The 15,696-nt window shown below is 36.8% G+C and carries 14 protein-coding genes, 1 tRNA gene and 2 riboswitches; of the genes, 3 read left to right on the top strand and 12 right to left on the bottom strand.

Going from position 1 to position 15,696, the window contains the following annotated elements; all coding sequences use genetic code 11:
• Positions 1 to 340 precede the first annotated feature (340 nt).
• The 6 genes from ORL93_RS29815 to groES form a co-directional block, all read right to left on the bottom strand.
• Entirely contained in the window at positions 341 to 1,828 is a 1,488-nt protein-coding gene (locus tag ORL93_RS29815; protein WP_098910074.1) for a sensor histidine kinase, read from the bottom strand.
• Positions 1,829 to 1,853: 25 nt separating this feature from the next.
• Positions 1,854 to 2,555 (bottom strand): response regulator transcription factor, encoded by a 702-nt coding sequence (locus tag ORL93_RS29810; RefSeq protein WP_003194565.1) that lies wholly within the window; start codon positions 2,553 to 2,555, stop codon positions 1,854 to 1,856.
• 142 nt (positions 2,556 to 2,697) lie between these two features.
• A complete protein-coding gene (locus tag ORL93_RS29805) occupies positions 2,698 to 4,023 on the bottom strand; it encodes an NCS2 family permease (RefSeq protein WP_003194563.1) in 1,326 nt (441 codons plus the stop codon).
• Between the two features lie 128 nt (positions 4,024 to 4,151).
• Positions 4,152 to 4,254, bottom strand: a riboswitch (purine riboswitch).
• 163 nt (positions 4,255 to 4,417) lie between these two features.
• A complete protein-coding gene (guaA, locus tag ORL93_RS29800; RefSeq protein WP_018783542.1) occupies positions 4,418 to 5,956 on the bottom strand; it encodes a glutamine-hydrolyzing GMP synthase in 1,539 nt (512 codons plus the stop codon).
• Positions 5,957 to 6,116: 160 nt separating this feature from the next.
• Positions 6,117 to 6,218: riboswitch (purine riboswitch) on the bottom strand.
• 167 nt (positions 6,219 to 6,385) lie between these two features.
• Positions 6,386 to 8,020, bottom strand: a complete 1,635-nt coding sequence (groL, locus tag ORL93_RS29795; RefSeq protein ID WP_006093172.1) for a chaperonin GroEL — start codon at positions 8,018 to 8,020, stop codon at positions 6,386 to 6,388.
• A 37-nt stretch (positions 8,021 to 8,057) separates the two neighbouring features.
• Positions 8,058 to 8,342 carry a co-chaperone GroES gene (gene groES, locus ORL93_RS29790; RefSeq protein ID WP_000917305.1) on the bottom strand — a complete coding sequence of 95 codons (285 nt, stop codon included), beginning with the start codon at positions 8,340 to 8,342 and terminating at the stop codon, positions 8,058 to 8,060.
• Positions 8,343 to 8,778: 436 nt separating this feature from the next.
• Between groES and ORL93_RS29785 the strand changes: the two genes are divergently transcribed.
• Entirely contained in the window at positions 8,779 to 9,522 is a 744-nt protein-coding gene (locus ORL93_RS29785) for a CPBP family intramembrane glutamic endopeptidase (RefSeq protein ID WP_016117047.1), read from the top strand.
• Positions 9,523 to 9,524: 2 nt separating this feature from the next.
• Entirely contained in the window at positions 9,525 to 9,719 is a 195-nt protein-coding gene (locus tag ORL93_RS29780; protein WP_016117046.1) for a YdiK family protein, read from the top strand.
• A 25-nt stretch (positions 9,720 to 9,744) separates the two neighbouring features.
• Here ORL93_RS29780 and ORL93_RS29775 read toward each other — a convergent pair whose 3' ends face one another.
• Positions 9,745 to 10,374, bottom strand: coding sequence for a redox-sensing transcriptional repressor Rex (locus tag ORL93_RS29775; RefSeq protein ID WP_003205609.1), 630 nt, complete (start codon positions 10,372 to 10,374; stop codon positions 9,745 to 9,747).
• Between the two features lie 183 nt (positions 10,375 to 10,557).
• Between ORL93_RS29775 and ORL93_RS29770 the strand changes: the two genes are divergently transcribed.
• Positions 10,558 to 12,483, top strand: a complete 1,926-nt coding sequence (locus tag ORL93_RS29770; RefSeq protein WP_018783543.1) for an ABC-F family ATP-binding cassette domain-containing protein — start codon at positions 10,558 to 10,560, stop codon at positions 12,481 to 12,483.
• 280 nt (positions 12,484 to 12,763) lie between these two features.
• On the opposite strand, the gene tsaD is transcribed toward ORL93_RS29770, so the two are convergent.
• The 5 genes from tsaD to ORL93_RS29745 form a co-directional block, all read right to left on the bottom strand.
• Entirely contained in the window at positions 12,764 to 13,780 is a 1,017-nt protein-coding gene (gene tsaD, locus ORL93_RS29765) for a tRNA (adenosine(37)-N6)-threonylcarbamoyltransferase complex transferase subunit TsaD (protein WP_003194551.1), read from the bottom strand.
• Positions 13,780 to 14,223, bottom strand: coding sequence for a ribosomal protein S18-alanine N-acetyltransferase (gene rimI / locus ORL93_RS29760; protein ID WP_006093166.1), 444 nt, complete (start codon positions 14,221 to 14,223; stop codon positions 13,780 to 13,782). The genes tsaD and rimI overlap by 1 nt, the downstream gene beginning before the upstream one ends.
• A gap of 11 nt (positions 14,224 to 14,234) precedes the next feature.
• Complete coding sequence (gene tsaB / locus ORL93_RS29755; RefSeq protein ID WP_018783544.1) at positions 14,235 to 14,927, bottom strand: tRNA (adenosine(37)-N6)-threonylcarbamoyltransferase complex dimerization subunit type 1 TsaB; 693 nt, start codon at positions 14,925 to 14,927, stop codon at positions 14,235 to 14,237.
• Positions 14,908 to 15,381 carry a tRNA (adenosine(37)-N6)-threonylcarbamoyltransferase complex ATPase subunit type 1 TsaE gene (tsaE, locus tag ORL93_RS29750; protein ID WP_018783545.1) on the bottom strand — a complete coding sequence of 158 codons (474 nt, stop codon included), beginning with the start codon at positions 15,379 to 15,381 and terminating at the stop codon, positions 14,908 to 14,910. Before tsaE ends, tsaB begins: the two co-directional genes overlap by 20 nt.
• A gap of 191 nt (positions 15,382 to 15,572) precedes the next feature.
• Positions 15,573 to 15,648: transfer RNA gene (locus ORL93_RS29745), tRNA-Asp, on the bottom strand.
• Positions 15,649 to 15,696: the final 48 nt, after the last annotated feature.

Here is a 15,696-nt window from a genome sequence, read left to right as displayed (position 1 = left end):
GGCACGCCGCCAGCGTTCATCCTGAGCCAGGATCAAACTCTCCAATAAAGTTAGTTTGTCTAGCATCTAAAATAAAAATTGACGTTTCACGTTGTTTGTTTCGTTCAGTTTTCAAAGAACTTGTTTGTCGCTCATTTGCGACTCCCTTATGTTAACACTTTCATGTTTCAATGTCAACTAAGTTTTTTCATTTCGTTTGTCGCGTTTTGCGTTGTTGCTATCGGCGACTCGTATAATACTACACTTCATTTGTATAAACGTCAATATGTTTTTCTAAAAAAATATAAAGAAGGCTTATTCCTTATAAACAAGCCTTCCTCTTCCATAACTCTCTCTTTATTTACTTTTCTTCTATAATTGGTAGTGAAACGATAAACTGAATAATTCCATCCTCATATTCTGCTCGAATTTCTCCCCCTTGTAATTCAACAATACTTTTAGCGATTGCTAATCCGAGTCCCGATCCTTCCGTTACTCTACTTCTAGATTGATCTTTCTTATAGAAGCGTTCAAACAAGTTCCCTAACTCTTCCTTTGTAAACTCTTCACTATGGTTCGCAACCGTAATTTGTATATTCCGGCGTTGTCTTTGAAGGGAAACCTTAATCTCTCCATCATCTTTACTATATTTAATAGCATTCATTAATAGATTCTCAAATACACGGACCATCTTCTCTGAATCAATCGCAGCATACACACGTTCTTTAGGCAACTGCTTCACGAGTATAAGTCCTTCTTCTTCAGCCTGTGGTACTAGCTCTTCTATTAATTGCTCCAGAAGTTCGGTTATACACACTTCTTTCTTTTCTAATACCATCTTTTCATTTGTTAACTTTGTATACTCAAATAAATCTTCTATTAAATTCTTTAACTGCTCAGATTTCGAGAAAGCAATTCTCACATATTCATTGTGCTGTTCTTTACTTTCATATTTTGAATCCTGTAATAAACGCAAATAACCCATAATAGATGTAAGTGGCGTTCGCAAGTCATGAGATACATTTGTAATCAATTCATTCTTTTGCTTCTCTATTCTTCTTTCTTTTTCTATGTTGGAAAATAATTCTTTTGCCATCTGATTCATATTCACAGCTAGCAAACTTAATTCATCTTGCCCCTTCTGCGGAATTCTATATTGCAGGTTACCTTTCGCGATTTCTTTTACACCTTCCGCCATCGCCTCAACTTGCCTCATCTTTCTTTTAGTTATATAAAAGAAAGAAAATAAAAAAATAACAAAGCCAATCAAAAATGGAAACGGCCCATCATTCTGTACTACTCTAATATTCCCTTCCGGTATACCGCTTGCGATCATATACATATTTTTCTCTTGAATTGTTAAAGGATAAAAAGTCGTAAATTCTTTACGCTCTCTTTCAATTTCATTATCTATTACATTTTTTTGATATTCATATTGAGAGCGATTTATTTTGAAACTCATTATATTACGAATAGTACTATGAAGATTAACTTGTTCTTCCTGAGCATCTTTTGTCTTATATATAACTTTTCCATTCTCATCTACAATTAACACTTTTAATTCACCTTGATACTCCGGACGTTCAAAAACTTCTTGGACGTTAACATCAGCACCTTCTCTTGTAATAACCTCGGCAAGTCTTTCAGCAGTTGCATCAATTCCTCGCATACCAGATGAATAATCAATTACAGAGTATGTATTTATTCCTTGAAAAAACGGAGATGATGTCCACACTCCTATTACACCCAACAAAATACAGAAAGCAAACGTAGTTATCAGTTGTACACGTAAACTCTTTTGTACTCCCCTTATTACTTTATATATTATTTTTTTAAAAGTTCGATTCATCCAACCAATCGGCCTAAATATGTTTTTAATTATCTTTCTCAATCTTATACCCCACTCCCCATACTGTTTTTATATATATTGGCTTTCTCGGATTCTCTTCAGTCTTCTCACGTATTTTTCGAATATGCACCATGACAGTATTATCAGATTGGAAAGATCGTTCATTCCAAACCTTTTCATAAATTTGTTCTGCACTAAAGACCATCTCTGGATTACGAGCTAGTAACTCCAAAATCGAAAATTCCCTCGGAGTTAGTTTCACTTCTTCATTTTCTACAACAACTTTGTGGGTTGAAACGTTTATTTTCATATTCCCGATTTCAATTTCATTTTCATTTTGGACAATAAATCCATTCATTTTCATATATCGACGAAGCTGCGATTTTATTCTCGCTATCAGTTCTAACGGATTGAAAGGTTTCGTTACATAATCGTCCGCTCCTGTTGTTAGCCCTAAAATTTTATCCATATCTTGCGTTTTCGCAGACAACATAATAATTGGCATCTCTTTCGCTTCTCTTATTTTCATACACATATGGATACCATCAATTTTCGGCATCATAATATCCAATACAACTAAATGCACTTCATTTTTCTCTAATATATATAAACCCTCTGCTCCATCCTCTGCCTGTAGCACCTTATATCCTTCATTCTTTAAATAAATCGTAATTAAATCCCGAATTTCTTTTTCATCATCTACAACAAGTATTGTTTCGTGTCCCACAATATCTCCCCCATAGCTTTTTCATTCCCTAACTTCTATTATAAGAAAACTTCTGAAGAAAAACGGAACGAAATCCTTAAGATTTTCTGAAGACGCAAAAAAGGTCTAGACTCCCCTTAGTCTGGACCTTTCAAAAACCCCTTTATTTACGAACGTAGATGAAATATAGTACGAATAAAACTCCCATTACATACATAATTGGATGAATTTCTTTACGACGACCACTTACAACCATTGTAATTGGATAGAAGATAAATCCAATTGCTATTCCTGTTGCAATACTATACGTAAGTGGCATAGAAATAATCGTAAAGAATGCTGGTACTGCAATCTCGAATTTCTTCCAATCAATTTCTCCTAGAGACGAAACCATCAAAATCCCTACAATAATTAAAGCCGGTGCCGTTACAGACGCTGTCACAACACTTAATAATGGTGAAAAGAAAAGTGCTAACAAGAAAAATCCGGCTGTTACAACTGCTGTAAATCCTGAACGCCCTCCTGCTGCTACCCCTGCAGACGATTCAATGTAAGACGTTGTCGTAGATGTCCCAAGAATCGCACCAATTACAGTTGCAATCGCATCTGCAAATAATGCTTTTCCCGCACGTGGTAATTTATTGTTCTTCATTAACCCAGCTTGATTCGCAACTGCTACAAGTGTACCCGCTGTATCAAAGAAATCAATGAAGAAGAATGTTATAATAACAATTCCCATTTGAACAGTGAAGATATCTCCGAAGTGCTGGAACGCCACACCGAACGTAGGTTCTAAACTAGGAATTGCACCAACGACAGCTTTTGGTGTATCAATTAATCCTGTTGCTACTCCAAGGATTGCTGTAAGAATCATTCCGTAGAAAACAGCACCGTTTATTTTTTTAATCATTAGAATGATTGTAATCACTACACCGAAAATCGCAAGTAATGTTGTGCCCTTTGTTAAATCTCCCAATCCAACAAGAACCGCATCATTCTTCACAATAATTCCTGCATTTTGAAAACCAAGAAAGGCGATAAACAAACCAATTCCTGCTGCTACTGCAAACTTCAACTCTAATGGAATGGCATTAATAATTTTTTCGCGAATACCAGAAGCAGTAAGAATAATAAAGATAATACCTGACATTAAAGTTCCGGCAATCGCTGTTTGCCACGGAATCCCCATCGTTAACACCGCTGTATAAGCAAAGAATGCATTGATTCCCATTCCTGGCGCTAAGGCAATTGGATATTTTGCGAAAATCCCCATAATCAGTGACCCAATTGCAGCCGCTAATGCAGTGGCAACAAAGACCGCTCCCGGATCCATTCCTGTTCCTGCTGGTAACCCTTTAATGTTTCCCAGTGACAGTGTAGCAGGATTGACAAATAATACATAAGCCATAGATAAAAATGTCGTTAACCCTGCAATGAACTCTGTTTTATAATTTGTACCGAGCTCATCGAACTGAAAATAACGTTTCATTCTACGTTTCCCCCGTTATATGATTACTCGTCGTAACCCTCCCTAGCCCTCTTTTATCTATAAAAATAAAAAAGGCTTCCATTGCATATACATGGAAGCGTTCTGTAAATAAAGGCAGATTTCCCCTTACCTTTATAAAAACGCCTCGTAGTCAAGCCATTTACGGTAGCTAGGTAGAAACTTTCGGGCCATATCCCCGATATTATACGACGGCTGTAATATTCATTTTTTCGTATCAATTACATACTCATATTAACTCACATATAGGTGTATGTCAATTTAAAAACGAACATTTTTATGCGATTTTTATTTTTCGTTCGTATAAATAACAAAAAAAAGACCCATCTATGCATAAAATCATAGATGGGTCTTCTTTTAAACGAATAAACCTATTCTATTCCCACTCAATTGTTGCTGGTGGCTTACTCGTTACATCATACACGATACGGTTAACGTGTTTTACTTCGTTTACGATACGCACAGAGATTTTCTCTAATACATCCCAAGGGATACGTGCCCAATCTGCTGTCATACCATCGATTGATGTTACTGCACGGATACCTACTGTGTAATCGTAAGTACGCTCGTCACCCATAACACCTACGCTACGCATGCCAGGAAGTGCAGTGAAGTATTGCCAAATTTCACGATCTAAGCCAGCTTTTTGGATTTCCTCACGTAAAATCGCATCGGATTCACGAACGATTTCTAATTTTTCTTCTGTGATTTCGCCTAATACACGGATACCAAGTCCTGGACCCGGGAACGGTTGACGCCATACGATTTCATCAGGAATTCCTAGTTCTGATCCTAATACACGTACTTCATCCTTAAATAGAGTGTTTAAAGGCTCAATTAATTTGAACTGCATATCTTCTGGAAGTCCACCAACGTTATGGTGAGATTTAATTGTTTGTGCAGTTGCTGTACCACTTTCAACAATATCTGTGTACAGTGTACCTTGTGCTAAGAAGTCCATTCCTTCTAATCTAGAAGCTTCATCATCAAATACGTAAATAAATTCATTACCAATGATTTTGCGTTTTTGTTCTGGATCTTCTACACCTTTTAACTTATTCATGAAGCGTTCTTTTGCATCCACTTTAATAACGTTCATGTGGAAGCCTTCGCTAAATGTTTTCATAACACCTTCCGCTTCACCTTTACGAAGTAAACCATGGTCAACGAAAATACATGTTAATTGGTCACCGATTGCTTTATGGATTAATACTGCTACAACAGAAGAGTCTACACCGCCACTAAGTGCGCATAGTACTTTTTTATCGCCAACAGTTTCACGGATTTTTTCTAATTCTACTTCAATAAAGTTCTCCATGTTCCAACCTTCAGAACAGCCACATACGCCGAATACGAAGTTTTTGATTAAATCATTACCGTGCTCAGAATGACGTACTTCTGGATGGAATTGTACACCGTATAAGTTTTTTGCTTCATTGCTCATACCAGCAATTGGACAAGACTCACTTGTTGCATCTACTACGAATCCTTCTGGCAAACCAGTTACTAAGTCACCATGACTCATCCATACAACTTGCTCTTCTGGAAGGTTCGCATATAATTTTGATCCGTTCTCTACTTTAAGAACTGCTTTTCCGTACTCACGATGGTTTGCACGTTCTACTTTTCCACCAAAGTGTTTTGTCATAAGCTGCATACCGTAACAAATACCGAAAATCGGTAATCCTAATTCAAAGATTTTTTCATCACAGTGGAATGCATTTTCACCATATACACTATTCGGTCCACCAGAGAAAATAATCCCTTTTGGATTCATTGCTTTAATTTCTTCTGCAGTAATTGTATGTGGATGAAGTTCACTGTATACACCGAACTCACGAATTCGACGTGCAATTAACTGATTGTACTGACTCCCAAAATCTAAAACGATAATTGTATCGTGCTGTTTCTTCAAAATAATCACCCCAACGTTAGTTCTGTATATAAATATTTTCACCAATTTGGCAAAAAGCATTACCAATATAATAAAAAAAGCCAGTCCTCCGCCCTCAGTCTCATAACAAAGAAAAGGCAGAGGTCTGGCTTTATAAAGATAGTATCCCGCTCTTTATAAATATAAGACACACTGCCTTCATAGTCAGGTTGTTTACGGTAACCCGGTAGAGACTCTCAAACCATATCATTGAGGATATATGAAGGATTGTTTTATATTATCTTCCTAGATTCTAACAATGAAGTATCAATACGGTCAAGAGAGAAAGCGACAAAATTCTACAGAAATTATTTTCTTTATCCCAAGAAACCTTTATTTCTATATTTTTTTGTCCCATAACAAAAAACATTCACCCCTATATAGAGATGAATGTTTCTTTGGCGAATGAAATTACATCATTCCGCCCATACCGCCCATGCCCATGCCGCCCATGTCAGGCATTGCTGGTGCATTTGGTTCTGGCTTGTCAGCAACTACAGCTTCAGTTGTTAAGAACATAGCTGCAACAGATGCCGCGTTTTGAAGTGCAGAACGAGTTACTTTTGCTGGGTCTACGATACCAGACTCAAGCATGTTTACCCATTCGCCAGTTGCTGCGTTGAAACCAACGCCTACTTTTTCGCCTTTTAAGCGTTCTACAACAACGGATCCTTCTAGACCAGCGTTGATTGCGATTTGACGAACTGGCTCTTCTAATGCACGAAGTACAATGTTGATACCTGTTGCTTCGTCACCTTCAGCTGAAATAGAAGCTACTTTAGTGTATACGTTCATAAGTGAAGTACCACCACCTGCAACAATACCTTCTTCTACTGCTGCACGAGTTGAGTTAAGTGCATCTTCAATGCGAAGTTTGCGCTCTTTTAACTCAGTTTCAGTTGCTGCACCTACTTTAATTACTGCTACGCCTCCTGCAAGTTTAGCAAGACGCTCTTGTAATTTTTCACGATCGAATTCAGAAGTTGTTTCTTCTAATTGTGCACGGATTTGACCGATGCGAGCTTCGATTTGTTCTGTGTTACCTACACCTTCAACTACAGTTGTGTTTTCTTTCGTTACAACAACTTTGCCAGCGCGTCCTAAAGATGCAACTGTAGCTGATTTTAAGTCGCGTCCTAATTCTTCAGTGATCACTTCACCGCCAGTTAAGATCGCGATATCTTCTAGCATTGCTTTACGACGGTCACCAAATCCAGGAGCTTTAACAGCTACTACATTGAATGTACCACGAAGTTTGTTCACTACTAATGTAGCTAATGCTTCACCTTCTACATCTTCTGCAATGATAAGAAGTGGTTTACCTTGTTGTACCACTTGCTCTAACACTGGTAAGATTTCTTGAATGTTAGAAATCTTTTTGTCAGTGATTAAGATATATGGGTTATCAAGTACTGCTTCCATTTTGTCAGAATCAGTAATCATGTAAGGAGATGCATATCCACGATCAAATTGCATACCTTCTACTACATCTAATTCTGTTGTGAATCCTTTAGATTCTTCTAAAGTAATAACGCCGTCGTTACCAACGCGCTCCATTGCTTCTGCAATTAATTGACCTACTTCTTCGTCAGCTGATGAAATAGCAGCTACTTGTGCGATAGAAGATTTACCTTCGATTGGTTTAGAAATTATTTTTAATTCTTCAATTGCTGTAACAACCGCTTTTTCGATACCTTTACGAAGACCCATTGGGTTCGCGCCAGCTGTTACGTTTTTTAAACCTTCACGAATCATAGCTTGTGCTAATACAGTTGCAGTTGTTGTTCCGTCACCAGCTACGTCATTTGTTTTGCTAGCAACTTCTGCTACTAATTTTGCACCCATGTTTTCGAAAGCATCTTCTAATTCGATTTCTTTCGCAATTGTTACACCATCATTTGTAATAAGTGGTGAACCGAATTTTTTCTCAAGTACAACGTTACGACCTTTTGGTCCAAGCGTTACTTTTACTGCATTTGCAAGAGTGTCGACACCGCGAAGCATCGAACGACGTGCTTCTTCACTAAATTTAATATCTTTTGCCATAATAATTGACCCCCTTGGATTTTTAAAATGTATATAATTAACCGATAATTGCTAAAATGTCACTTTCACGTAAAATCAAGTAGTCTGTACCTTCATATTTCACTTCAGTACCTGCATATTTTGAGAAGATGATAAGATCACCTGCTGCTACCTCTAAAGCAACACGCTCACCATTTTCAAGCACTCGGCCAGTACCTACTGCAATAACTTTACCCTCTTGTGGTTTTTCTTTTGCAGTGTCTGGTAATACAATACCACTTGCTGTTTTTTCTTCTGCTTGAACAAGCTCAATTACAACGCGATCACCTAATGGCTTTAGCATGAACAATAACCTCCTCATTTTTCTATGTAAATTTTCTTTATTAGCACTCAACGACCTCGAGTGCTAACACACTTATAATAATAAATAATCTAATTTTCTTTTGCAAGTAAAAAAATCATAATTTTTTCGCAAATTGCTATATAAACTTTTTTTATATAACTTCCTAAGAAAAATCATTCTGTTATCGCTGCAACCATTCTCGCGAAAGCCTTATATATATGAATCAGCGTTTTCACTTATCGTATGTTACAATATGGAAGATACCATAAGTTGTTTTCTCTATAGATACAGCTTTTTCCTGTCTCCTATTTCATTTTCAAAGAAAGATTTACAAAAAAATAATAATATGAATGGTTATTACGTATCCCCGGCTGGATGTTTACATGTTATCCCGCCTTATCTCATAAACTAGAGTTAGAAAGGATGGTTAACCAATTTGAAAAAACAATATTGGTGGATTATAGTTACATACATTCTTATGCAATTATCAGGTATTGTTGGATTACCGCTTCTTTTGAAAACCGGACTATATGATAATAGGGGGTTCACCAGAGAAGAAAAAATGCAGCTACTGACTGGTCACTGGGCAATTATTAGCTTTTTCATTGCATTATGTATTGTACTTTTACTACTTCGAACAGATATTCGCGAAAGCCGTTTCGATACAAAACGCGCCAGTATTCCTGCCACAATCGGTTGGATCTTTATCGGTTTCTTTTTAGCTTTCTTTTCTCAAACAATTGCAGGCACAATCGAAATGCGTTTATTGGGCATTAAACCTGGATCTGAGAACACAGCTCGCTTGATGGAAATAGCACGGACCACCCCATGGTTCCTTATTGTTATATCAATAATAGGGCCTATTTTAGAGGAAATTGTCTTTAGAAAAATTTTATTTGGTACATTGTATAAGAAATTCAACTTCTTTATCGCTGCTATTATTAGCTCACTTGTATTTGCAGCAATTCACTTTGATTTTACACACTTATTGGTATACACTTCCATGGGGCTTGTATTCGCCTTTTTATATGTAAAAACAAAGCGAATTATCGTTCCTATTATGGCACATGTTGCAATGAATACATTAGTTGCAATAGCCCAAGTACTAGTAAGTAACGAACAAATACAAGAAATGATTAAAGAAGCAGAAAAAATGCAAGGATTTATCGGAGGATTTTAAATATGAGGAACTCACCATTGTTCATGGCAGCACTGTATTTCCTTCTTGGTTGTGTCTTTACACGTTTCGCAATTACGAACGTTACAGATACAATTTGGAACTTTGGGACACTGCTGTTTGCTGCTATGGCAACAATTGATTTTAATTTGGCACTTCGACTTATCTTAGTCAAATTTACAAAGAAAAAGCAACAATAAAACGCAGAGGGATTTCCTCTGCGTTTTATTGTGGATAATTTTTCAAAAAATAAACGAGTGTTTGTAATTCTACAGCTAAATCAATATGGTGAATTCTTATATTTTCTGAAACATTTAATCGTGCTGGTGTAAAATTTAAAATTCCGTGTATATTTGTTTCGGCCAATCGATCTGCTACAGCCTGTGCAACAGTAGCAGGTACTGTTAATATTGCCACTTGTATATCATTTGTTAAACGCTCTTCTAATTCATCTAAATGATATACAGGAATTCCTCCGATTTCTTTTCCAACTTTCTCTTCATTGACATCAAATGCCATTTCAATCTTTGTATTATTATTTTTGGTGAAATTGTAATGTAAGAAAGCGGTCCCTAAATTACCCACTCCAATAAGTGCTACACGTGTTATATCATCTTGATCAAGCGTTTCTCGGAAGAATGATAGTAAATAATTCACATTATATCCATATCCCTTTTTCCCTAACGCTCCAAAATACGAAAAATCTCTCCGAATTGTTGCTGAATCTACCTTTACAGCTTCACTCAATTCAGCCGATGAAACACGCTGCTTACCAGAAAGAGATAAGTTTTGGATAAATCGATAGTATAGAGGCAATCGTTTGGCAGTGGCCTGTGGAATCTTTTGCTGATCCATATAACCTCTCCTCTCTTCCTATCTTTGTTCACAGATTTAAAACAAATACAGAAGTTTAGCACTTATGACTTTCCTTGTATAATAGAGAGAAGACTTCTCTCTTATTTTAAACTATACACTACTTTTAGTATGATTGAGAAATATAAACATGGCAAAGTTAAGAAATTATTTGAGGTGAAAACATTGATTTTATTACAAGTGAATGGGCTTTCAAAATTATACGGTGCTGAAACAATTCTTGCAAACATTAAATTGGAAGTTCAAACAAAAGATCGCATTGCACTAGTTGGTCGAAATGGTGCTGGAAAATCTACATTATTAAAAATAATTGCCGGTGAATTATCTCACGATGGTGGAGAAATTATAAAACCAAAAGATGTTTCAATTGGATACTTGGCCCAAAATACTGGTTTAGAAACTTCTTTAACAATTTGGGATGAAATGCTTACTGTCTTTACTCATCTGCAGCAAATGGAAAAGAAGCTTCGAAGGTTAGAGCTAGACATGGGTAAGGAAGAGAACTTTTCAAATGCTGCTACGTACGAAAAATTACTCGCTGATTATGATCAATTACAGTTAGACTACAAAGATCAAGGTGGTTATCAATATGAAGCTGATATTCGCTCCATTTTAAGTGGACTTGGTTTTCCGGTTGAAACACACCAAACAACGATTTCTACGTTAAGTGGTGGACAGAAGACAAGACTTGCTCTTGGGAAACTACTGCTAACAAAACCAGACTTACTCATCTTGGACGAACCAACAAACCATTTAGATATCGATACATTAACATGGCTTGAACAATATTTACAAGGCTATCCTGGAGCTATTTTAATCGTTTCCCACGATCGCTACTTTTTAGACAAGCTTGTTACACAAGTATATGAAATTTCTAATAAAGAAAGCAGACGATATGTTGGTAACTACAGTAAATATTTAGATTTAAAAGCTGCACTACATGAGCAGGAAATGAAGCGTTATGAGAAACAACAAGAGGAAATTGCTAAACTAGAAGACTTTGTCCAAAAGAACATTGCCCGTGCATCTACAACAAAGCGTGCACAAAGTCGTCGGAAGCAGTTAGACAGAATGGAATTACTAACTAGACCATTAGGTGATTCTAAATCAGCATCCTTCCACTTTGATATCGAAAAACAAAGCGGAAACGATGTATTACAAATAAAGGATGTTTCAATTGGATATGACAAAGAACCGATTATTGAACATGTAAATATGCGCTTAACCCGCGGTGATAGTGTCGCACTAGTTGGTCCAAATGGTATTGGGAAATCTACATTATTAAAATCAATTGTGAATAAATTAAAGACGTTAAGCGGTGAAGTTTCTTTCGGTTCAAATGTATCTATTGGATATTATGATCAAGAACAGGCAAACTTAACATCATCTAAGCGTGTTTTAAACGAACTATGGGATGATTATCCGCTAGAGCCAGAAAAAGAAATTCGCACGATACTCGGTAACTTTTTATTCACAGGGGACGATGTATTAAAGCCAGTATCTTCCTTAAGTGGTGGTCAAAAAGCACGATTAGCTCTAGCAAAATTGATGATGCAAAAATCTAATTTACTGATTCTCGATGAGCCAACAAACCATCTCGATTTAAATAGTAAAGAGATTTTAGAAAATGCCTTAATTGATTATCCTGGGACTCTTTTATTCGTTTCCCATGATCGCTATTTCATTAACCGTGTCACAACTACAGTTGTTGAGTTATCAACAGGTGGTGCACAAGAATATTTAGGTGACTATGACTACTATATTGAAAAGAAAAATGAAATGATTGAACGTGCGGAATTTGAACAACAAGAAGAGGATGCACCAGTCCAAAAAACTATCGCTCAAGAAAAATTAAATTACCTTGAAGAAAAAGAACGTAAGAAGTCAGAACGTCAACGCATCCGAAAGATTGAAGAAATTGAACAAAACATTGCAAATTTAGAAGAAGAAATTGAACAATTAGAAGAGGAGCTTTGTTTACCTGAAGTATATGCTGACTACGAACGAGCTAGTGAGATTACAACAGCAAAGCAAACAAAACAAGAAAAATTAGAGAAGTTTATGGCGGAATGGGAAGAGTTACACGTATAACCCTTATATATTTATATGATAAAAACAAGGTAGTTGAAAGCCATTCAACTACCTTGTTTATTTTTCAATACAAAAGATTATGGTCGAAGGTCTGACCTCAATAGTGTTATCCACAACCTTATGCACATATCCACCTTTATCATATAAACACAAAAATAACTTTTCCACATTATCCACAAATAACAAAAAAATTATGCACATTTAATATTCACAATAAAACCCATATTATCAACAGATAATATGGGTTTTATCCACAAGTTGTGGTTAATTATGTGTATAACTATGCTTCAATATCTAATCCTGGATTTGCATTTAAAGCCAATGTTGCACGTTTTCCTTGCTCATATGCAATAGTTCCTGCTGCTGCAATCATTGCTGCATTATCTGTACATAAAGATAACGGTGGAATAATGAGCTCGATTTCTTCTTTTTTTGCAAACTCTTCCTCTAAACGTGCACGAAGTCCTTTATTCGCTGCAACGCCACCAGCGAGAAGCACTTGTTTTACATCATACGCTTCTGCAGCACGTGCTGCTTTTGTTACTAGTACATCTATTACACTCGCTTGGAAGCTAGCTGCTAAATCTTCTGGTGCGATTTCTTCTCCACGTTGTTTTGCGTTATGCACAGTGTTGATAACTGCTGATTTCAGTCCACTAAAGCTAAAATCATACGAATCTGGTTCTAACCATGCACGTGGTAAATCAATCGTTGGTTGTCCTTCATGAGCAAGACGGTCAATATGAGGACCACCTGGATATGGCATAGATAATGTACGTGCAACTTTATCATATGCTTCTCCTGCCGCATCATCTCTCGTTTCGCCAATTACTTCAAATGAACCATGCTCTTTCATATAAACAAGCTCTGTATGCCCGCCAGACACAACCAGTGACAACAAAGGGAATTGTAGTTCTTTTACTAAGCGATTCGCGTAAATATGCCCAGCAATATGATGAACACCAACAAGAGGAATATTATGAGCAAAGGCAACTGCTTTAGCTGCATTTACACCAATTAAAAGTGCCCCTACTAAACCTGGCCCTTCCGTCACAGCAATTGCATCAATATCTTCAAATGTAATGTTCGCTTCCTTTAATGCTTCTTCTAATACAACTGTAATTTGTTCTACATGATGACGAGATGCAATTTCCGGCACAACTCCGCCAAAACGCTTATGGCTCTCAATCTGTGAAGCAACAATATTTGCCACTATTTCTGTTCCATTTTTAACAACCGCTACAGCCGTTTCATCACAGCTCGTTTCAATACCAAGTATAATCGTATTTTTTTCCATTATATATTCACCCACATTACAAGACCATCTTCATAATTGTCTGTATAGTATCGTTTACGAATCCCACCATTTTGGAATCCATACTTTCGGTATAACTGCTTCGCTACTTCATTTGACACTCGTACTTCAAGTGTCATCGTTTTTGCTCCCATTTCTTTTGCCTGATCCATTACTTCTTTCAGCAAAGCATCTCCAAGTTTTTGACCGCGATATTCTGGCAAAATGGCTATGTTCGTAATATGTGATTCATCAATAATAATCCACAATCCGCAGTATCCAATTACCACACCATCTTTTTCAATTACGACATAATGTGCATATTCATTCATCGTCAATTCACGATAAAATGCATCAGCAGTCCAAGGAGTTGGGAATGACGCTTCTTCAATTACTACAATTTGAGCAATATCATCAGTCGTCATCTTTCTAAATGTAATATCCATTTTGATAACCCCTATTTTTTTTGACTTTCTAGCCATTTTGCTTCTGCTTCTGCTAAACGGAGGTAGCTCGGAACAAATGTATGCACGCTTTGCTCCTCTTTTTGTAATCCTAAAAATGCTAGCTCACTTGGTCTTGGGTTGTTCTTTGTAAAAGAAGCAAACACAGCTCGATCTCCTAAATATTCTACAATCGTTTCTTTATGTTGTTCTACATCATTGCCGATAAATAAAACAGGTTGCCCCTTATCTTTTAACATCTGTAACCAATCAATAATAAGAATAATTCGATCCTCTTCTACAGAAGATAACTGCTCTTCTTTATATGTATACAAGCCCGTATAAATTTGTCCGCGACGTCCATCAAACAATGGACAAATAACCCCTTGGAAATTCGCTCCATTCGCAGCCACTACTTCTAAGCTAGACACACCGACAATCGGTATTTGCAACGACCAAGCTAATGTTTTTGCAACAGTCACACCAATTCGAACTCCTGTATAAGATCCAGGACCAGCCGCTACGATGATTTTATCTAGCTCTTTCGGCTTTATATTACATTCCTTCAGAAGTTGTTCTACAGCCGGCATAAGGCGTACAGAATGATTTTTGGTTAAATTCGTAATGATTTCTCCGACAACAGTATTTCCATCAATAAGAGAAATCCCCATTACATAATTTGAAGTATCAATTGCTAGTACTTTCATCTTGTAATAGCTCCTCACATAATCTAATATAGCGTTCACCACTTGGCTCTAACACAATTTTTCTTGTATCATCACCTGTATGGAACAAGCTTATTTTTAATTTCTCATTTGGCAGAAAAGATTCAATTAAATGAGCCCATTCTACTACTGTTATACCTTCACCATAAAAATACTCATCAAACCCTAAATCTTCTTCACTTTCCGCTAAACGATACACGTCCATATGATATAGCGGTAATCTCCCTTTGTACTCTTTAATAATATTGAATGTCGGACTATTTACAACTCGTTTCACACCAAGGCCTTTTGCAAGACCTTTCGTAAACGTTGTCTTGCCAGCACCAAGATCGCCTTCTAAAACAAGTACATCTTGTTCCCTAACAAGTTGTCCTAGCCTTTCTGATAAGTTCTGTGTCTCTTCAGAAGAAGTTGTCGTTATTTCATATTTATTCAAAGGTTTCACCTACCTTACTCACAATATTCTCTGCTCTTTATTATACAGATTTCTTCACTTTGTTTCATTTTGAACATATAAAAAAGACCTTAGGAGTTGTCCTAAGGGTAAGATTGACTGTCTTTATAAGTTTTCTTAAAAATAAATAAAAAAATACGAAACAAGTTGTTTCGTTCTTTTCTTTGTATAAATGGCGGTCCCGACCGGGGTCGAACCGGCGATCTCCTGCGTGACAGGCAGGCATGTTAACCACTACACCACGGGACCATTGGTTGCGGGGACAGGATTTGAACCTGCGACCTTCGGGTTATGAGC

Source organism: Bacillus sp. DHT2 (assembly GCF_026241455.1).
Classification (GTDB): Bacteria; Bacillota; Bacilli; order Bacillales; family Bacillaceae_G; genus Bacillus_A; species Bacillus_A pseudomycoides.
The sequence above is the reverse complement of the archived record's forward strand: the minus strand, read 5'-3'. Positions and strand labels throughout refer to the sequence as shown.